Raw genomic sequence first — 19,493 nt, 5'->3', positions numbered from 1 at the left:
GCCTTGGCCGGTGGCCACCGGCCAAGGCGCTAAGTCACTTCCATCGCACAAATGCTGGCCGTGCAGATACAAGGGGTATCTCTCCGCGCATACAGATGCGGATGAGTGCACGGAGAGATACCCCTCACCCAAATGAGTTTGTATCTATCAGCGGTGATGCCCTCTCCCGCAAGGGGAGAGGGCGCAGCCATGCGCATCGTGCGCTGTCCCACCGGCAGCGGAAGAGCAGCTATACAATCCCTCGATACCTGATTGCGCCGGACGGTCAGAGCTTTCGGGCCTGAACATCGCTAGAATGCCGCTCGAATCCACGGAGACAAGCGGTGCACAGCCTTCAATCCAATCCCGACACGCGCGCAGACGATTGGCCGTCCGAGCTCTACCGCATCCTGAAAGTCGCGGACGTGCGGCAGATGTCCTACGTCCCCGATGCCGGCCACAGCCAGCTCATCCGCCTGTTCTCGGCCGACCGCGACGTCACCACCAACGTGCTGACGACGGAAGAGGAGGGCATTGCCATCGCCGCGGGCGCCTGGCTCGGCGGCCAACGTAGCGTGCTCTTGATGCAGTCGAGCGGGGTCGGCAATTGCATCAACATGCTGTCGCTATCGGCGATCGGACGATTTCCACTGCTGATGCTGGTGACGATGCGCGGCGAATGGGCCGAGTTCAATCCCTGGCAGGTGCCGATGAGCCGGGCGACGCAGCCCTCGCTGGAAGCGATTGGTTTGAAGGTGATGCGGGCGGAGACGGCGGAGGATCTGGTCGAGACGGTCGAATCGGCCGCAGCGCTCGCCTACGATTCCGATCAGCAGATCGCGGTGCTGATAGGACAGCGCCTGATCGGCAAGAAGAAGTGGTGATCTCAATGCAAGCTCAGCTCGACCGCCGCGCCGCCGTTGCCGCGCTCTTGAAGAATCGCAAGGACACGCTGATCGTCTCCGGCCTCGGCTCGCCGACCTACGACCTTCATTCGGTCGGCGATCACGACGGCAACTTTTATCTCTGGGGCGCCATGGGCGGTGCGGCGCTGATCGGGCTTGGCCTCGCGCAAGCCCAGCCCGGCAAGCGCGTCCTCGCCTTGACCGGGGATGGCGAACAATTGATGGGCCTCGGCGGCATCGCCACCATCGGCGTCGCGCGCCCGCGCAATCTCGACATCGTCGTGATCGACAACCAGCATTTTGGCGAGACCGGGATGCAGGCCAGCCACACCGGGCGCGGCGTCGACCTCACCGCAATCGCCGTGGCTTGCGGCTTTGCCGCGAGCGGAACCGTGCGGACGATCGAGGAGGTGCAGCGCCTCGCAACTGAAATCGCCGGGCCGGCCGATGGCCCGCGACTCTTCGTCATCAAGGTTCTGGCCGAAAATCCGCCGCGCTCGCTGCCCTCGCGCGATGCTGTCTTTATCAAGAACCGGTTCCGTGCTCATCTCGGCTTCGCGGCGGCCTGAGCCGGGTTTCTCACCCGGCGACAGTCTGCTGTCGAAGCAGCTACTCTGGAGTGAGACCATGAAACTATCCGGCAAGGTCGCCGCCATCACCGGCGCGGCGCGCGGTATCGGCAAGGCTTGCGCGAAACGATTCCTGGACGACGGCGTCAAAGTCGTCATCTCGGACGTCGATGCCGAGGGCTTGGCCGCGACGGCTGCCGAGCTAGGACGGCCGGAGGCCTTGCGCACTGTCGTCGGCAATGTCGCGAAGTGCGCCGATGTCGACCAGCTCGTCGCAACCGCCGTGAAGGACTTCGGCCGACTCGACATCATGGTCAACAATGCCGGGGTCGCTCGCAACCGGGACCTCCTGGAGATTTCGGAAGAAGAGTTCGACGAGATCATCGGCATCAATCTGAAGGGCGCGTTCTTCGGCGTGCAGGCGGCGGCGAAGCAGATGATCGCGCAAGGTAGCGGCGGCGGGGTCATCATCAACATGTCGTCGGTGAACGCGCTGCTGGCGATCCCGGCGCTTGCGACCTACGCCATGTCCAAGGGCGGCATGAAGCAGCTCACATCAGTGGCCGCCGTCGCGCTCGCTCCGCACAACATTCGCGTGGTGGCCGTCGGACCGGGCACGATCCTGACCGATATGGTGGCGTCGTCCATCTACACCTCGGAGGACGCCCGCAAGACCGTGATGTCACGCACGCCGGCCGGCCGTGGCGGCGAGCCGAGCGAAGTTGCCTCTGTCGTCGCGTTTCTTGCGAGTGACGATGCCTCCTACATCACGGGGCAGACGATCTACCCGGATGGTGGGCGGTTGATCCTGAATTACACGGTGCCGGTGAAGTAGATCACTCCGCCGCAGCCGTCATCCCGTGGCCCAGCCGTTTCGAAATGCCGCCGGCGCAGTCGCGTAGCGCGTGGGCGATGGCGCTGTCCCAGCGGGCATCGAACGTGCCTTCCGGCCCCATCGCGGTGATCACCAGCGCGACATGGCCGGAATGGTCGAACACCGGTGCGGAGAATGCGTTGACGCCGGGCAGGGGGTCGCCCAGCGCGCGGGCGAGGCCGTGCTTGCGGACCTCGGTGAGCATGTCGGCGAGCTTCGCGCCTTTCATGGTGCGCTTCGGATTGTAGCCGACGCCGTGACGATCGAGGCCGCTTTCGAGTGCGGCGTTGATCGTCTTCTCCGGCAGGAAGGCCGCAAAGGCGCGGCCCGTGGCCGTCTCCAGCAGCGCCATCACCGAACCGGCCCGCATCACGATGTGCACCGGCTGGCCGGGTTCTTCGAGCTGCACCACGGTCGGGCCGTGCGTGCCCCAGACCGCGAGCGAGACCGCGTGTCCGATCTGGCTCGCAAGCGCGGCGATCTTCGGTCCGGCGATACGCACGCCGGAGAGGCGGCGCAGGCTGATCAGGCCGAGCTCCAGCGCGAGTGCGCCGATCTCGTAGCGGCCGGTGGTCTCGTCCTGCTCGATCAGGCCGATGCGGGAGAAGCTGGCGAGATAGGGATGCGCCTTGGCCGGCGTCATGCCGGCCTCGCGCGCGAGATCGCGCAGCATCATCGGCTCGCCGCTGCGGGCGAGGGCGCGGAGCAATTCGCCGCCGACCTCGATCGACTGAATGCCGCGGCTTTCTCTCTTCATGCGCCTCCTGGCGTGGCTTACGCCGCGTTGCGCTTGGCGGCGCTGTCGGCGAGATGACGGCCGGCAATGTAGCCGAAGGTCAGCGCCGGCCCAAGCGTGATGCCGGCGCCGGGATAATTGCCGCCCATGATGCTCGCCATGTCGTTGCCGGCGGCGTAAAGGCCGGGAATCACCCGTCCTTCCGCATCGAGCGCCCGCGCGTTCTCGTCGGTGACGATTCCGGCATAGGTGCCGAGATCGCCGACCACCATCCTGATCGCGTAGAACGGGCCGTTCTCGATCGGAGCGACGCAGGGGTTCGGGCCGTGCAGCGCATCGCCCTGGTAGCGGTTATAGGCCTTTGAGCCCTTACCGAAGGCCGCATCATGTCCTTGTGGTGCGGTCGCATTGAACTGCTTGACGGTCTCGACGAACGCCATGCTGTCGATGCCCGCCTTTGCCGCGAGCGCCTCCAGCGTCTCGCCGCGCATGAGATAGCCGGTCTTGAGGTGGTGACCCAGCGGCATCGGGAATGGCGGCACGCAGCCGAGGCCGTATTTGCGCAGGGTCGGGTGGTCGCAAACCAGGTAGGCCGCGATCTCCTCGCCGGGCTTCGCAGCCTTCACCATGGCCTGGACGAAGTCGTGATAGGAATTGCCCTCGTTGGCAAAGCGCTTGCCGTCACGCATCACCGCGATCACGCCGGGTTTGGCGCGGTCGATGAAATGCGGCATCACACCTTGTGAGCCGTCCTTGCGCTTGGTGACCGAAACCGGGACCCAGGCTGCCGCGTTCGGCAGCCGGTCCTCGACATGCCCGCCAGCGCTTTCCGCAAGCCGCAGGCCGTCGCCGGTGTTGCCGGTCGGTCCCGGCGAAAAATGCTCGTTGCCGGTCGGCGCGTGCGGGAACATCTTTCTGCGCCGTTCGACGTCGTGCGGAAAGCCGCCGCAGGCGAGCACGACGCCTTGTCTGGCACGAATGCGGACGTCGCGTCCCTCGCGGGCGACAATGGCGCCGGTGACAGTGCCGTTCTCGACCGTCAGCTCGCGTACCGACGCGGACAGCCACATCGCAATCTGCAAATCCTGTGCGGATTTCGCGAGGCGCCCGGCCAATGCATTGCCATTGGTCAGCGTCATGCCGCGGCCATAGCGCAGCACGTCCATCAGATGCCGCGACAGGCGCTTTGCGACATAGACCGCCGAGGTCAGCGACTTCGTCGCGCGCATGAAATGGACGATGTCCTTGCCGGATCCGAGCATCATGCCGAATACGGTGAGCTCGGGCAGGGGCGTGCCAAGGGTCTTGATCTGGTCGCCGAGCTCGCGGCCGTCGAACGGGCGCGCCACCATCGAACGGCCACCCTGCGCGCCGCCGGGGGCCTCGGCGTGATAATCCGGGAATACCAGCGGCATGTCGAAACGGAGCGCCGTCTTGTTGGTGAAAAAATCGACCGCCTCGGGCCCGGCGCTCAGGAATGCATCGACGCGTGCGGCGTCAAAGTTGTTGCCGGCTTCGTGCCGCAGGTAAGTCCGCGCCTGTTCCTGTGTCTCCTCGATGCCATAGGCCTTTGCCAGCGAGGTGCCGGGAATCCACAACCAGCCGCCGGACCGCGCGGTGGTGCCGCCGAAGCGCGGCTCCTTCTCGACGATCAGGACGTCGAGGCCGCGATACCGCGCGGTGATCGCGGCCGACATGCCGGAGCAGCCCGATCCGGCCACGAGCACATCGCACTCGTAAGTCTCAATTGCGTTGCGCTCGTTGCCGGTCATGCTGGCCTCACTTCTTGAGCAGCGGACATTTGGACTCGGAGATCGGGCGGAAGGCGTCCTCGCCCTTCACCGTCTTGATGATCTCCAGGTAATCCCAGGGTTCCTTGGACTGCTCGGGTGTTTTGACCTTGGCGAGATACATGTCGCGAATGACGCGGCCGTCCTCGCGCAACTTGCCGCCATGGACGAATGTATCCTCGATTGGCAGCTCGCGCATCTTGGCCATCGCCTTGGCGGGATCATCGGTGCCGGCGGCCTTGATGGCCTTGAGGTAATGCAGCACCGAGCCGTAGACGCCGGTCTGGATCATGGTCGGCATCACCTTGGTGCGTTCGTAGAACTTCCGCGACCATGCGCGGGTCGCCTCGTCCATGTTCCAGTACGAGGCCGTGGTCATGTAGGTGCCCTGCGCGGATTTGAGGCCGATCGCATGCACGTCGGTGTCGAACATCAGGAGGCCGACCAGCTTCTGGCCGCCCTGGACCAGGCCGAACTCGCCCGACTGCTTGATCGCATTGTCGGTGTCCTGGCCGGCATTGGCGAAGGCGACGACGTCCGATTTCGAGCTTTGCGCCTGGAGCGCGAAGGAGGAGAAATCCGCGGTGTTGGTCGGATGCTTCACGCCACCCAAAACCTTGCCGCCCATCTCGTTGATGAAGCGCGTGGCGTCCTTCTCGAGCTGCTGGCCGAAGGCGTAGTCGGCGGTGATGAAGTACCAGGATTTTCCGCCTTCCTTGATCACGGCGGAGGCCGTCACCTTCGACAGCGCGTAGGTATCGTAGGTGAAGTGCACGGTGTTGGGACTGCAAAGCTCGTCGGTCAGCGAACTCGCGCCGGGGCCGGAGAGCAGCGCGATCTTGTTGCGTTCGCGCACCATGTTGTGGACGGCGATCGCGATGCCGGAATTGGGGATGTCAACGACGGCATCGACCTTGCCGTTGTCGAACCAGCCGCGCACGATCTGCACGCCGACGTCGGTCTTCATCTGGTGATCGGCGCTGATGATCTCGATCGGCTTGCCGAGCACGGTGGGCCCGAATTCCTCCACCGCCATTTTCGCGGCCTCCACGGAGCCCGGCCCGCTATTATCGCGGCCCCAGCTCGACAGATCCGTCAGCACGCCGATCCGCACGGCGTCGTCGGAGATTTGCGCGTTCGCAACGGTGGTCATGGCAGCCGAAGTCATGGCCGCGAGCATCGCGCAGGCCAAAAGCCCTCTCATCTCGTTCCCTCTCTTTTTGGGCCGCTTGGCGCGGCTGGTTGTTCTGGCCGTAATTAGATAATGGTGAATGAGTTTGTCAATGGCGAATAACGGGCGTGGCTCGGTTCCGCTTCCCCGCGGACGGGCTGCCGCCAGCGCACAACGGCTCGCACATCCCTCATTGCGAGCGGAGCGAAGCAATCCAGAATCCTTCCGCGGGGGCACTCTGGATTGCTTCGTCGCAAGTGCTCCTCGCAATCACGGGTGTTGAAGCAGCGACGCGTAAATCACGCGTCCGAATCCTGGGAAGCCCACGCCCGTAGGTTGCAACCGGCATCGCGATTGGCCAAGATGCCCTCTGGAATTTTGGGGCGAATGGCAATGACGGCAGCATCGGGGGTCTCCACTGCGGCGGAGAAATCGACGACGGCGCATGTGGTGTGGGCGAGTGCGCTCGGCACCGCGATCGAGTGGTACGATTTCCTGATCTACGGCACGGCGGCGGCGCTGGTGCTGAACAAGTTGTTTTTCCCGAGCTTCGATCCCTTCGTCGGCACACTGGCGGCGTTCTCGACCTATGCGGTCGGCTTTGTCGCGCGGCCGATCGGCGGCGCGATCATCGGGCATTATGGCGACCGGCTCGGCCGCAAGAAGATGCTGGTCGCTACCATGATCGCGATGGGACTGGGCACGTTCCTGATCGGCTGCTTGCCGACCTACAGTCAGATCGGCGTCTGGGCGCCGATCTTCCTCGTCATTTTGCGCTTCGTCCAGGGCATCGGGCTCGGTGGCGAGTGGAGCGGGGCGGTGGTCATGGTGGCCGAGCACGCCGGCAACCGCCGCGGCTTCTACGGCAGCCTGGTGCAGATCGGTTTCCCCGTCGGCGTCGCCGCGTCCACCGGCATTTTCGGTCTGATGACGCAGCTGCCCGAAGCGGACTTCCTGAGCTGGGGCTGGCGCGTGCCGTTTCTGATCAGCATCCTGCTCGTCGGCGTCGGCTTCATCGTAAGGCTGAAACTTGCGGAGACGCCGCACTTCAAGGAGGTGCTCGAGCGCAAGGAGGTGCTGGCGCAGCCGGTATGGGAAGTCCTGCGCCGCGACTGGCGCAGCTTCCTGCTGGCGATCGGCATCACGGTGTCCGAAGTCGGGCTCGCTTATCTCCTCACGGTTTTCACCGTGGTCTATGCCACGACGCAGCTCGGCTTGCCGCGGCAGGTGATCCTCAATGCGGTGGTCTATGCCGCGCTCGTCGAGCTCGCGACGCTGCCTCTCGCCGGCTGGCTGTCCGACATCTTCGGCCGTAAGGCGCTGTATCTCGCCGGCGGCGTGTTCTCGGTGGCGCTGGCGTTTCCGTTGTTCTGGTTCCTCGACACCAGGGAGCCGGCGCTGATCACGCTCGCGCTCGTCGTGACGATGACACTGACGCATGCGCTGCTGTTCGGGCCGAAGGCGGCCTTCATGCCGGAGCTGTTCCGCACCCAGGTGCGCTACAGCGGCGCATCGCTGGGAGCCAACGTCGCCGCCGCGCTGAGCGGCGGATTCTCGCCGCTGATCGCGACGGCATTGCTGGCATGGGCCGGCTCTTATTGGGCCGTCTCGGTCTACATCATCGCCCTGTCGATCGTCACCATCATCGCGACACTCATGGCGCCAGAGACGGCGCGGGACCAGCTCAGGTCCTGAGGACCGCCTTCATCACGTCTGCCGCGCGAACGGGCTCGCACGTTCGAAGCTATCGTTTTTGTATGCACGTCCTGACGCCTTCTTATGCGCGCTGCCAAAAGCCGATGCAGCGGGGCGAACCATTAGCCGCGTTTATGCGGCGAATTTTTACTTCCAATTTTACTTCACAACATACCGCCCATAGCCTCCCTCGCAATTGATCACATCCGTAGCCGGTCAATGGCGACCGGTGCGCAGCGTTCATCGTAGCCAACGAGGGTTGCCATGCTTGACAGGGACAAGGGGACATCCACTGCCAATCCGGCGGGGACGAGCGACAAGTCTGCGAAAAAGCTGAGCAGGCGCACGCTGTTGAAGGGCGCTGCGGCGGTGGCCGGCGCGGCCGCAGGATCGGACGCGATCCGCGGATTCCCGACCATCTGGGCGCAGGAGATCAAGGACATCGAGCTGCGCCATGTCGGCGTGTCCTATTCGGTGGTGAAGGCGATCGGCGACCAGGCGGCCAAGGATCTCGGCTTCAAGGTGACGATGCAGAACCTCGACACCTCTGCCGCCATCAACCGCTTCATAAGCCAGCCTAATACGGTCGACATCGCCGATCTCGAGGGCTGGCAGGCCAAGCTCGCTGCCAAGCGCGGCGTCATCCAGGGCATCGAGGTCAAGAAGGTCAAGGAGTTCGACAACATCCTGCCGATCTTCACCAAGGGCGAGATCGACGGTCACAAGATCCCGCGCCAGGGCATCTCGCCCTACGAGGCCATGTATATCGCCAAGCCCGATTCGACCGATCTGAACGACGGCGTGACCGAATGGGCGACCTTCCTGCCGCAGGTCTACAACGCCGACTCCATCGGCTACCGCCCCGACCTCGTCGGCCATGAAGTCACGGAATGGAAGGATCTGATCGATCCGAAATTCAAAGGCAAGGCCGCGATCCTCGACGTGCCCGCGATCGGCATCATGGACGCCGCGCTCTGCTTCGAAAGCGCCGGGCTGATCAAGTACGGCAACAAGGGCAACATGACCAAGGAGGAGATCGACTTCACCTGCAACAAGCTGATCGAGCTCAAGAAGCAGGGCCAGTTCCGCGCGACCTGGACCACCTTCGACCAGTCGGTGCAGCTGATGGCGGCGGGCGAAGTGGTGATCCAGTCGATGTGGTCGCCGGCGGTTGCCGCGGTGCGCGTGAAAGAAATCCCCTGCGTCTACGCGCCGGTCAACATCAAGAACGGCAAGGAAGGCTATCGCGGCTGGTGCAACGGCATGGGCCTGATGAAGCATCTCTCCGGCAAGAAGCTGGACGCAGCCTATGAATATCTCAACTGGTATCTCTCGGGATGGCAGGGCGGCTTCGTCGCGCGCTACGGCTATTACAGCCCGGTCCCTTCGACCGCGAAGAAATTCCTCACGCCGGCCGAATGGGCGTTCTGGTACGAGGGCCAGCCCGCGCCCGAGGTGGTCAACGACCCCTATGGTGTGCCGATGGAGAAGACCGGCACCAAGCGTGATGGCGGCTCGTTCCTCGACCGCGTCAAGAACATCTCGTGCTGGAACACGCTGATGGACGAAGCCGCCTACATGAACAAGCGCTGGAACGACTTCAAGGTGGCCTGAAACCTGCTTTCCCTGACGTGAACGAAGCGCCGGCGCGGCGATGCGCCGGTGCCAAATGATCGAGTTCGAGGCGTTTGCCGACATGCAGCCAAGCCTTAGTCCAGCTCTTAGTCCAGCTCAAACCCCACGACGCGCAAATCTCGCCGGCTGGCTCTACGTGTCGCCGCTCGTGCTGGTGCTCGTGCCGTTCTTCGTGGCGCCGATCCTGGTCGTGCTGGCCGCGAGCTTCTTCGCTACCGACGGCTTTGGCGGGCTGACCCCGGGATTCACGCTCGCAAGCTATGTCGAGGTGCTGCATTCGGCACTGACGCTGAAGCTGTATCTGGCCACGATCAAGTTCACGGTGCTGACCTGGATCTTCACGCTGATCATCGGCTTCTTCGTCGCCTACTTCCTGGTTTTCCACGTCCGCAACCAACTGCTGGCGATCGGTCTGTTCCTGCTCTGCACGGTGCCGTTCTGGACCTCGAACATCATTCGGATGATTTCCTGGATTCCGCTGCTCGGCAAGGAAGGCCTGATCAACCAGGCGCTGCTGGGGCTCGGCGTGATCCGCCAGCCGCTGGAAGTGCTGCTGTTCTCGGACCTGGCGGTCGTCATCGCCTATGTCCATCAGCTCACCATTTTCATGATCGTGCCGATCTTCAATTCCATGGCACGGATCGACAAGAAGCTGATCGAGGCCGCGATCGATGCCGGCGCCAGCCGTTTCGACATCATGCACCTGATCGTGGTGCCGATGTCCAAGAGCGGCATCGCCCTCGGCACCATCTTCGTCGTCTCAATCGTGATGGGCGATTTCTTCGTGGTCAAGGTGATGTCCGGCGGCGGCTCGGCCTCGGTGGTGAGCGCCTTCTACGAGGACGTCGGCGTGCTGCAATATCCGACCGCGGCAGCGAGCGCAGTATTGCTGACGCTGGTGCTGGTCGCGATCGTCTCGCTGATCCTGCGCACCGTCGACATCAGGCAGGAGATCACGCGATGAGCGCGGTTCTCGCCGACATGTCCAAAACCGAAATGTCCAAGACTGACATGTCAAAGACGGTCGCGCCGGCGACAACCAAGGCGATCGCACCGAGCAAGGGCGGCCGGCCGTGGACGTTCTATCTTCTGGCGACGCTATTCGGGTTCTATGTGATCGCGCTGTACGGCCCGATGTTCTGCATCTACGTCCTGTCGTTCCAGGACATCCGCGGCGGCCTTGTGTTCCCGATGAAGGGACAGTCGCTACACTGGTTCGTCGATCTCTTCACCCAGGTGCGGACCGGCGACGTCAAAGGCTCGTTCGACCGTTCGATCAAGCTCGCCGTCGTCGTCACGGTCATCACGGTGGTGGTGTCGTTCCTCGCCGGACTCGGTTTTCGCAAGCGCTTTCGCGGCGACACCGTCGTGTTCTACATGATGATCGGCAGCCTGGTCGCGCCGGGGCTTGTGCTCGGCCTCGGCACCGGCCTGTTGTTCCAGGCCCTTGGCCTCAATGCGAGCTGGTACACGTCGGCGCTCGGCGCGCAACTGTCCTGGACGCTGCCGTTCGGCGTGCTGGTGATGTTCGCGGTGATGTCGCGCTTCAACCATGTCTGGGAGGAGGCGGCCTACGACCTCGGCGCTAGCCGCTGGCAATCGATCCGGCTGGTGATGATCCCGGTGCTGGCGCCCGGCCTCGTCGCGGTCGCGCTGTTCGGCTTCACGCTCTCTTACGACGAGTTTGCGCGCAGCCTCCAGACCGCGGGCTCGCTGAACACGCTGCCGCTGGAGATCTGGAGCATGACCCTGAACGTCACGTCGCCCTCGCTTTACGCGCTCGGCACGGTGACGACGATCGTGTCCTTCATCGTCATCGGCGCGAGCCTGGGCAGCATCGTGCTGATCCAGAAGAAGCGCGGCAGCAGCACAAAGGGTTGAGCTCGGAAATGAAGAGCGATCGCGGCGATATCGAACTGGCGGGCCTCTGCAAGAGCTTTGACGGCGTCAGCTATGTGGTCGACGGCGTCAACCTCAAGATTGCCGACGGCGCCTATTGCTGCTTCATTGGCCCGTCCGGCTGCGGCAAGACCACGATTTTGCGCATGATCGCCGGCCACGAGGATCCGACCGCCGGCGAGATCGTGATCGGCGGGCAGAACGTCGTCGGTCTTGCGCCGGTGCAGCGGCGCACCGCGATGATGTTTCAGTCCTACGCGTTGTTCCCGCATCTCACCGTGCGCGAGAACATCGCCTTCGCCTTGCGCGTACGCGGCATATCGAAGGCTGATCGTCTGCGCGCAGCCGACGCCATGATCGAGAAGGTGCGTCTGACGCAATTCGCCGACCGCCTGCCGGCGCAGCTCTCCGGCGGCCAGCAGCAGCGCGTGGCGCTGGCGCGCGCGGCGATCACCGAGCCGAGGGTACTTTTGCTCGATGAGCCGCTCTCTGCTCTCGATGAGCAGCTCCGCGTGCAGATGCGCCAGGAACTCAGGCGGATGCAGCAGGAGCTCGGCATCACCTTCATCCACGTCACCCACACCCAGCTCGAGGCGATCGCGCTCGCCGATCTGGTCGTGGTGATGGAGCAGGGCAAGATCAAGCAGGCGGGCGCGGCGCGCGACGTCTATGCCCATCCGCACGATCGTTACGTCGCCGAGTTCATGGGCGGGCAGAACGTGTTGTCGGGGCGGGTAGAGAAGGTCAACGGTTCGACCTTTACGCTCGCGCAGGCCGCGCCTGATGGCATCGAGGTCTCGCTTCAGGCGCGGTCCACGGTCAGCGTCGGTGACAAGATCGATATCGCCGTGCGCCGCGACGATGTCGCGCTAGTCCGACCGGGCAGGGAGCTGCCGCCGGGCTGCTCGACGTCGCTGCCGAGTCGCGTGCTCGCGATCGAATACCAGGGCTATTTCGTCAAGGTCATGCTGGACACCGTGCCGGACGACGCGTTCGTCGCCTACGTGCCGGAAAAGACCTTCTTTGCGGATCCGTTCACCGTCGGCGACGTCGTGATGGCCACATGGGCCACCGGCAGCGCGCTTCCACTCGCCTAAAGACCCGTCGCGCACAGGAGTATGATCGTGCAGATATCCTTCACACTCAACGGACGGCCAACCACTGTCGATGTCGAGCCGGCGACGCTGGTCGCAGAGCTGCTGCGCGAGCAGCTCAACCTCACCGGCACCCATATCGGCTGCGACACCAGCCAGTGCGGCGCCTGCGTGGTGCATCTCGACGGCCTGCCGGTGAAGAGCTGCACGCTGCTGGCGCCTGCGCTCGACGGTGCGACGCTGCTCACCATCGAGGGGCTTCACGGAGCCCCCGGTTCGAACCAAATGCATCCGATGCAGGAAGCGTTTCGCGAGCATCACGGTCTGCAATGCGGCTTTTGCACACCCGGCATGCTGATGACAGCGGTGGCGCTCGCGACCGAGAAGCCGGAGCTGACGGAAGCCGACGTCCGCCACGGCCTTGAAGGCAACATCTGCCGTTGCACCGGCTATCAGAACATCGTCGTCTCGGTCATGGCTGGCGCTGCCGCCATGAACGCCGCCAAGGGAGAGTGACCATGGGCAACGTGATCGGGATCGGCGCTTCACCCAAACGGAAAGAGGACCAGCGGTTCCTCACCGGCCGCGGCAACTACGTCTCCGACATCAAGCGTCCCGGCATGACGGCGGGTGTGTTCGTGCGCTCGCCGCACGGACACGCAATCCTGCGCGGCATCGACAAGAGTGCGGCGCTCGCATCGCCCGGCGTCATCGCGGTCCTGACCGGCGACGATGCCGCCGCGGACAAGCTGGGATCGCTGCCCTGCGGCTGGGGTATCACGGACGCCAAGGGCGTGCCGATGAAGGAGCCGCCGTTCCCGATGCTGGCGCAGGGCAAGGTGCGCTTCGTCGGCGACATGGTGGCCTTCGTCGTCGCGGAAACGCCGGCGCAGGCCAGCGCGGCAGCCGAGCTGCTGACGGTCGATTACGAGGTGCTGCCCTCGGTGGTCGGCGTGCTCGAAGCCGTGCGGCCGGGCGCGCCGCAACTGTTCGACGACGTTCCGAACAACATCTGTTGCGATTGGGAGCTCGGCGACAAGGCCGCGGTCGAGACCGCGTTCCGGAAAGCGACACACGTCGCAAAGCTCAGCCTCGTCAACAACCGCCTGATCGGCAACCCGATGGAGCCGCGCGCGGCGATCGCCGAATACGAGCCCGGTACCGATCGCTTCACGTTGTGGACCACAAGCCAGTTCCCGCACGTCGTGCGCTTCCTGATGGGCGCGCTGGTGCTGAACATTCCGCAGCACAAACTGCGCGTGGTCGCGCCGGATGTCGGCGGCGGCTTTGGCGTCAAGCAGTTTCACTACGGCGAGGAGGCCGTGATCACCTGGGCCGCCAAGCGCGTGATGCGGCCGATCAAATGGGTGGCGAGCCGGTCGGAGGGTTATGTCTCCGATCGCCATGGCCGCGATCACGTCACCGAGGCCGAACTCGCACTGGACGAGACCGGTAAGTTTCTGGCCTTCCGTGTCAACACGCTTGCCAATATGGGCGGCTATCTCTCGACCTTCGGGCCCAACATCCCGACCAATCTCTACGGACCGCTGCTCGGCGGCGTCTACACCACGCCGGCAATCTACTGCAACGTGAAGGTGGTGTTCACCAACACCGTTCCTGTTGACGCCTATCGCGGCGCTGGCCGTCCCGAGGCGACCTTCGTGCTGGAGCGCATCGTCGATGTCGCAGCCAGCGAGATGGGCATCGATCGCGTCGAGATCCGCCGACGCAACATGATCCCGAAGGAGGCCTATCCGTATCAGACGCCGGTGCTGGTGCAGTACGATTCCGGCGATCCGATGGGGTGTCTCGACGGCGCTCTTGTCGCGGCCGACGTCAAGAACTTCGGTATCCGCAAGGCAGAGTCGGCACGCAGAGGCAAATTCCGCGGGCTCGGCTACTCGACCTATGTCGAGGCCTGCGGCCTCGCACCGTCGCGCTTCGCGGGACGATTGGGAGCGCGCGGCGGGCTCTATGAGAGCGCCACGGTGCGGGTGCATCCGACCGGCCAGGTCACGGTCATGATCGGCACGCACAATCACGGCCAGGGCCACGAGACGACGTTCGCGCAGATCGTCTCGGAAAAGCTCGGTGTCGCGTTTGACAATGTCGACATCGTGTTCGGCGATACCGACCGCGTGCAGTTCGGCATGGGCACCTATGGCTCGCGATCGCTGGTGGTCGGCGGCGCGGCGCTGTCGAAGGCGACGGACAAGGTGGTCGCGAAAGGCAAGAAGATCGCGGCGCATCTGCTCGAAGCGGCCGAAGTGGATATCCAGTTCGAGGCCGGAAAATTCTCGGTCGCAGGCACCGACCGCATGAAGACGTTCGAGGAGATCGCGGGCGCCGCCTACGTGCCGCACGACTATCCGCTCGAAGTGCTGGAGCCGGGGCTCGAGGAGCAGGCTTATTACGATCCCGTCAACTTCACCTATCCCGGCGGCTGCCACATTGCCGAGGTCGAGATCGACCCGGAAACCGGCACGGTGACGCTGGTCAATTACACCGCGGTGGACGACGTCGGCACGGTCATCAACCCGATGATCGTGGAGGGCCAGTTGCACGGCGGCATCGTGCAGGGCGTCGGACAGGCGCTGTACGAGAACGCGGTCTACGACGAGGGCTCGGGCCAGCTGCTGTCGGGCTCGCTAATGGACTACTGCATGCCGCGCGCCGATCACATGCCGATGATGAACATCGCGACCCATTCGACGCTGTGTACGCACACGCCGATGGGCGTGAAGGGCTGCGGCGAGGTCGGCACCATCGGTTCGCCGGCCGCGGTCATCAACGCGGTGGTCGATGCGCTGTCGCATCTGGGCGTCACCCATGTCGACATGCCGGCGACGCCGAACCGGATCTGGCGCCTGCTGCAAAATGCATCGCTGCCGGTCGCTGCGGAATAGGGAGGATGACAATGAAGCCGTTTGCTTATCACCAACCGGACCGGATTCCCGACGCTGCTAAACTTCTGACCTCGATCGAGGAAAGCAAGCTCGTCGCCGGCGGCATGACGCTGATCCCGACGCTGAAGCAGCGGCTCGCCAGTCCGCCTGCCCTGGTCGACCTGTCGAAGCTCGGACATCTGAAGGGCATCAGCGACGACGGCGCCACCATCACCATCGGTGCGATGACGCCACATGCCATGGTGGCCGCCTCAAAGCTGGTGCAGGAGAAGATTCCCGGTCTCGCCGCGCTGGCCTCGATGATCGGCGATCCCGCCGTCCGCATCCGCGGCACCATCGGTGGCTCGGTCGCGAATAACGATCCGGCGGCCGATTATCCCGCAGGTGTGCTCGGATTGGGCGCGACCGTCGTCACCAGCACGCGCGAGATCGCGGCCGACGGGTTCTTCCGCGGCCTGTTCGAGACCGCGCTCGAACCTGGTGAGATCATCACGGCGGTCCGCTTTCCGGTGCCGCTCAAGGCGGGCTACGCCAAGTTCAAGGCGCCGGCGTCGCGCTATGCGCTTGTCGGCGTGTTCGTCGCGAAATTCGCCGACGGCGTTCGCGTGGCCGTGACCGGAGCGGGCTCCGGCGTATTCCGCGTTCCCCCGATGGAAGAAGCGCTGTCTCGAAGTTTCGATCCGTCCGCGATCGCGGCGATCAAGATCGACACCGAGGGCCTCACTTCCGACATCCATGCCGAAGCCGACTACCGTGCGCATCTCGTCACGGTCATGGCCAAGCGCGCCGTCGACGCGGCGCTCAGCTAGCTCTTTAGGGTTGATGATGACTGATGGTTCCGGCCGAACGGCCTTCCCGCCGGCGCCGACTGGCCTTGGCTCGCTTTCCGCAATCGAGATCCTGGCCGGTTATCGGCGCAAGGCCTTCACTCCGCGCGATGTCGTCGACGACACCATTGCGGCGCTGGAGGCGACGAACGAGGCCTGCAACGCGGTGGTGACGCCGATGTACGAGCAGGCGAGGGCGGAGGCCGATCGTCTCACCAGGGAGATGCGTGCCGGCGAGGCCAAGGGGCCGCTCGCCGGTGTACCCGTGACGATCAAGGACCTGGTCTTTGTCGCAGGCGTGCCGGCCTATGGCGGTTCGCCGATGAACAAGGCGTTCGTGCCCGATGTCGACGCGGCGGTTGTCTCGGCGCTGAAGGAGGCAGGTGCAATCGTCACCTGCAAGACCACGACCTGCGAGTCCGGATACAAGTTGACGGCGGACAGCCCGGTCACCGGCACCACGCGCAATCCCTGGAACCGCGCTCGCACCAGTGGCGGATCGAGCGGCGGCGCGGCGACGGGCGTTGCCGCCGGCTGCGGTCCGATCGCGATCGGGACCGATGGCGTCGGCTCGATCCGCGTGCCCTCGTCCTTCTGCGGTGTGTTCGGCCTGAAGCCGACCTTTGGCCTGGTGCCGCGTTCGCCCGGCTTCTCGCCACCGTCCTGGGGCTCGCTCGCGCATACCGGGCCGATCACGCGCACGGTCGCGGATGCCGCGCTGACGCTGGAGATCATCGCTGCTTACGATCTGCGCGATCCCGCGAGCCTGCCGGTGGCGGCGCGGCGGTTCGATACGAACGTCGCGCCGTTGAACGGCATTCGTATCGGCGCCAGCGTCGATCTCGGCTACGCCGCCGTCAGCCCCGACGTGCGCGCGGCGTTCAGCAAGGCGCTCGCCATTCTCGATGCCTGCGGCGCGCAGGTCACCATGGACGGTCCTGGCCTCGATCCCGGGATCCTCGAGCACACGCTGAAGCCGATCGCCTTTACCGAACAGGCGGGCGCGGTCTCGAGCAAGACCTCCGCCGATCTCGCCAGCTCCGAAGCAGATTATCTCGACGTCATCAGTGCCGGCCGGCGCTACAGCGGCACGGACTATATCGAAGCTGGGTATCGCCGCGGCCAGGCTCGCAGCGGCTTCCTGAAGCTTTTCGAGCGCGTCGATGCGCTGGTTACGCCGACGGTCGCGGTGACCGCGTTCGAAGCCGGCCACATCGGCGTCGACGCGATCGACGGCCGCAAGGTCGATCCGCATCTCGGCTGGTCGCCCTTCACCTGGCCGATCAACCTCGCCGGCCTGCCGGCCGCGACCCTGCCCTGCGGCTTCGATCGCGATGGGCTGCCGATCGGCTTGCAGATCGTCGCTCCCTGGCTCGACGAGCCCACGATCTTCCGCATCGCCGCCGCGTTCGAAGCGGCCCAGCCATGGGCCAATTTCTGGCCGTCACTAACGCTCCGCGAGAGTCCCGCGCGCGCGAAGGCATGAAGCTCAGGACAGCTCGATCGGCTCGCCGCGGCCGCTGAGCTCTTCGTCGAGGCGCAGATAGTGCGCGAGATAGTCGTGCAAGGCGGTCGCCGCCTTCGAGGTTGCGCCGCTCGACTTGTAGAGCAGCAGCTCGATCTTCGGCAGTGGCGGCAGGCCCTCGTTCGGGCCGATCTCGCGCATCGCCGGCACCAGCGCGCTGCGGCCGAGTACGGTCACGGCCATGCCGGCGAAGGCCGCCGCCTGGAGGCCGCCGACGCTTTCACTGACGCAGGCGATGCGCCAGCGCAAATTCGCGCGTTCCAGCGTGTCGATCGCGTAGTCGCGATAGATGTTGCCGGGCGGCAGCAATGCCAGCGGAATGGGCCGTTCCTGGTGCGCGGCAGACTGCTCACCGGTCATCCAGACCAGCTGCTCGCGTCGCACCACCTGGCCGCCCGTAAAATCGTTCATGCGGGTGACGAGCGCGATATCGACATCGCCGCGCTTGACCAAGCCCACCAGCGGCGTCGAGAGCGCGCAATTGAGCTCGACCTGGACCCGGGGGAAGGATTTTCGGAACACGCTGAGGATCTGCGGCAGCATGAAGGCGGCATAGAGGTCGGGCGTGCCGAGCACGACCTGACCCTCGATCTCCTGTGACGCCAATTGCGAAATCAATTCGTCATGCAACCGCAGGATGGACTTGGCGTAGGTGAGAACCGTGGTGCCGTCCTCGCTCAGCGTCAGCCGGCGCCCGGCATGCTCGAACAATTGCTTGCCGGTGAGCTCCTCCAGCCGCTGCAATTGCAGGGTGATCGCCGGCTGGGTGCGGCCCAGCCGCCGCGCGGTCTCGGTAATGCTGCCGGTCTCGACCACGGAGATCAGCGACCGGAGCATGCGGATATCGAGGCTGATGAGGTTCATGCGGCGTCCATGTCGCCCAGAATTTATGCAAGTTCCATGCTAGGGCGAAAGGGAGCCGATTTGGAAGGCTCGGCTGCAGGCGGTGTTCACGTCGGTTAGAGGACGTGTCGGTGCAGCGTTGCTGGCATACTGAATATTGATTATCAGGCGGGTCGGCGCGCATGATGCGCCCAACGAACATAAAAAGGGAGCACAAAACATGACAGAGATCTCAGCAACGCGACGAGAGCTGCTCGCAATTGCGGCAGCGGCGAGCGCTGTTTCGATCGCGGAAGTTGCGCCGGCCGCGGCGCAGGCAGGGCCGAAGCCGATCTTTCCGGTGCCGATGGTCACCATCCCGATCGTCGGCGAAACCCAGGTGTTCCAGGTCCGCCGCATCTACTGCATTGGGCGCAACTATGCGGCGCACGCGATCGAGCGCGGCTCGGACCCGAACCGCGAGCCGCCGTTCTTCTTCCAGAAGCCGACGGATGCAATCCAGAACGTCGCTGTCGGCGAGGTCGCCGATCATCCCTATCCGTCGCTGACCAAGAACTATCACCACGAGGTCGAGCTGGTCGCCGCTCTGAAATCCGGCGGCAGCAACATCCCGGCAGAGAAGGCGCTCGACCACGTCTATGGTTATGCGCTCGGCCTCGACATGACCCGGCGCGATCTCCAGAACGGGATGGCCGCGGAGAAGAAGCCGTGGGAGATCGGCAAGAGCTTCGACCATGCCGCGGTGATCGGGCCGATCCACCCGGCCAGCAAGACCGGTCATTTCGACAAGGGCGCCATTTCGCTGGCGATCAATGGCACCGTCAAGCAGAGCTCGGATCTCAGCAAGATGATCTGGAACGTGGCCGAGCAGATCGCAAAACTGTCGGAAGCGTTCGAGCTCAAGGCCGGCGACATCATCTATTCCGGCACGCCGGAGAATGTCGGCCCGGTCGTGAAGGGCGACGTGCTCTTGTGCAAGCTCGACGGCTTGCCGGACATGTCGATCAAGATCGTCTAGCGCTCCCCTCTCCCCGCCTGCGGAAAG

17 protein-coding genes are annotated in these 19,493 nt (G+C 64.5%); 13 read left to right on the top strand and 4 right to left on the bottom strand.

Annotation, left to right across the window (positions count from 1 at the left end; translation table 11 throughout):
• The first annotated feature begins 323 nt into the window (after positions 1-323).
• The 3 genes from AC0L3S_RS13280 to AC0L3S_RS13270 are packed head-to-tail and all read left to right on the top strand — an operon-like array spanning position 324 to position 2,288.
• The gene (locus AC0L3S_RS13280; RefSeq protein WP_473263632.1) at positions 324-863 is read left to right on the top strand and encodes a phosphonopyruvate decarboxylase; all 540 of its coding nucleotides are present in this window, start codon (positions 324-326) and stop codon (positions 861-863) included.
• A 5-nt stretch (positions 864-868) separates the two neighbouring features.
• Positions 869-1,453 (top strand): thiamine pyrophosphate-dependent enzyme, encoded by a 585-nt coding sequence (locus AC0L3S_RS13275; protein WP_473279372.1) that lies wholly within the window; start codon positions 869-871, stop codon positions 1,451-1,453.
• Positions 1,454-1,511: 58 nt separating this feature from the next.
• Positions 1,512-2,288 carry an SDR family NAD(P)-dependent oxidoreductase gene (locus tag AC0L3S_RS13270; protein WP_473263629.1) on the top strand — a complete coding sequence of 259 codons (777 nt, stop codon included), beginning with the start codon at positions 1,512-1,514 and terminating at the stop codon, positions 2,286-2,288.
• A gap of 1 nt (position 2,289) precedes the next feature.
• Here AC0L3S_RS13270 and AC0L3S_RS13265 read toward each other — a convergent pair whose 3' ends face one another.
• From AC0L3S_RS13265 to AC0L3S_RS13255, 3 genes are read right to left on the bottom strand one after another with little or no spacing between them, the layout of a single operon-like run.
• On the bottom strand, positions 2,290-3,084 hold the full coding sequence (locus AC0L3S_RS13265; RefSeq protein ID WP_473263627.1) for an IclR family transcriptional regulator: 795 nt from the start codon (positions 3,082-3,084) through the stop codon (positions 2,290-2,292).
• A 17-nt stretch (positions 3,085-3,101) separates the two neighbouring features.
• Complete coding sequence (locus tag AC0L3S_RS13260) at positions 3,102-4,835, bottom strand: FAD-dependent oxidoreductase (protein WP_473279371.1); 1,734 nt, start codon at positions 4,833-4,835, stop codon at positions 3,102-3,104.
• A gap of 7 nt (positions 4,836-4,842) precedes the next feature.
• Positions 4,843-6,057 (bottom strand): ABC transporter substrate-binding protein, encoded by a 1,215-nt coding sequence (locus AC0L3S_RS13255; protein ID WP_473263622.1) that lies wholly within the window; start codon positions 6,055-6,057, stop codon positions 4,843-4,845.
• Between the two features lie 360 nt (positions 6,058-6,417).
• Here AC0L3S_RS13255 and AC0L3S_RS13250 point away from each other — a divergent pair, with 360 nt between their 5' ends.
• From AC0L3S_RS13250 to AC0L3S_RS13210, 9 genes are all read left to right on the top strand, one after another.
• On the top strand, positions 6,418-7,719 hold the full coding sequence (locus AC0L3S_RS13250; RefSeq protein WP_473263621.1) for an MFS transporter: 1,302 nt from the start codon (positions 6,418-6,420) through the stop codon (positions 7,717-7,719).
• 264 nt (positions 7,720-7,983) lie between these two features.
• Entirely contained in the window at positions 7,984-9,333 is a 1,350-nt protein-coding gene (locus tag AC0L3S_RS13245) for an ABC transporter substrate-binding protein (protein WP_473263620.1), read from the top strand.
• 55 nt (positions 9,334-9,388) lie between these two features.
• On the top strand, positions 9,389-10,318 hold the full coding sequence (locus tag AC0L3S_RS13240; protein ID WP_473279376.1) for an ABC transporter permease: 930 nt from the start codon (positions 9,389-9,391) through the stop codon (positions 10,316-10,318).
• Positions 10,315-11,235, top strand: coding sequence for an ABC transporter permease (locus tag AC0L3S_RS13235; RefSeq protein ID WP_473279370.1), 921 nt, complete (start codon positions 10,315-10,317; stop codon positions 11,233-11,235). Before AC0L3S_RS13240 ends, AC0L3S_RS13235 begins: the two co-directional genes overlap by 4 nt.
• An 8-nt stretch (positions 11,236-11,243) precedes the next feature.
• Entirely contained in the window at positions 11,244-12,350 is a 1,107-nt protein-coding gene (locus AC0L3S_RS13230; RefSeq protein WP_473279369.1) for an ABC transporter ATP-binding protein, read from the top strand.
• Between the two features lie 24 nt (positions 12,351-12,374).
• Entirely contained in the window at positions 12,375-12,863 is a 489-nt protein-coding gene (locus tag AC0L3S_RS13225) for a (2Fe-2S)-binding protein (RefSeq protein WP_473279375.1), read from the top strand.
• Between the two features lie 2 nt (positions 12,864-12,865).
• Positions 12,866-15,253, top strand: coding sequence for a xanthine dehydrogenase family protein molybdopterin-binding subunit (locus tag AC0L3S_RS13220; protein ID WP_473279368.1), 2,388 nt, complete (start codon positions 12,866-12,868; stop codon positions 15,251-15,253).
• 11 nt (positions 15,254-15,264) lie between these two features.
• Positions 15,265-16,062 carry an FAD binding domain-containing protein gene (locus AC0L3S_RS13215; RefSeq protein ID WP_473279367.1) on the top strand — a complete coding sequence of 266 codons (798 nt, stop codon included), beginning with the start codon at positions 15,265-15,267 and terminating at the stop codon, positions 16,060-16,062.
• A 16-nt stretch (positions 16,063-16,078) separates the two neighbouring features.
• Entirely contained in the window at positions 16,079-17,566 is a 1,488-nt protein-coding gene (locus AC0L3S_RS13210) for an amidase (RefSeq protein ID WP_473279366.1), read from the top strand.
• A gap of 3 nt (positions 17,567-17,569) precedes the next feature.
• Here AC0L3S_RS13210 and AC0L3S_RS13205 read toward each other — a convergent pair whose 3' ends face one another.
• The gene (locus AC0L3S_RS13205; RefSeq protein WP_007613849.1) at positions 17,570-18,469 is read right to left on the bottom strand and encodes a LysR substrate-binding domain-containing protein; all 900 of its coding nucleotides are present in this window, start codon (positions 18,467-18,469) and stop codon (positions 17,570-17,572) included.
• 199 nt (positions 18,470-18,668) lie between these two features.
• Here AC0L3S_RS13205 and AC0L3S_RS13200 point away from each other — a divergent pair, with 199 nt between their 5' ends.
• A complete protein-coding gene (locus AC0L3S_RS13200; RefSeq protein ID WP_473279365.1) occupies positions 18,669-19,466 on the top strand; it encodes a fumarylacetoacetate hydrolase family protein in 798 nt (265 codons plus the stop codon).
• Positions 19,467-19,493: the final 27 nt, after the last annotated feature.

The organism is Bradyrhizobium sp. Ken01 (genome assembly GCF_055807355.1).
This window is presented reverse-complemented; position numbering and strand designations above follow the sequence as displayed.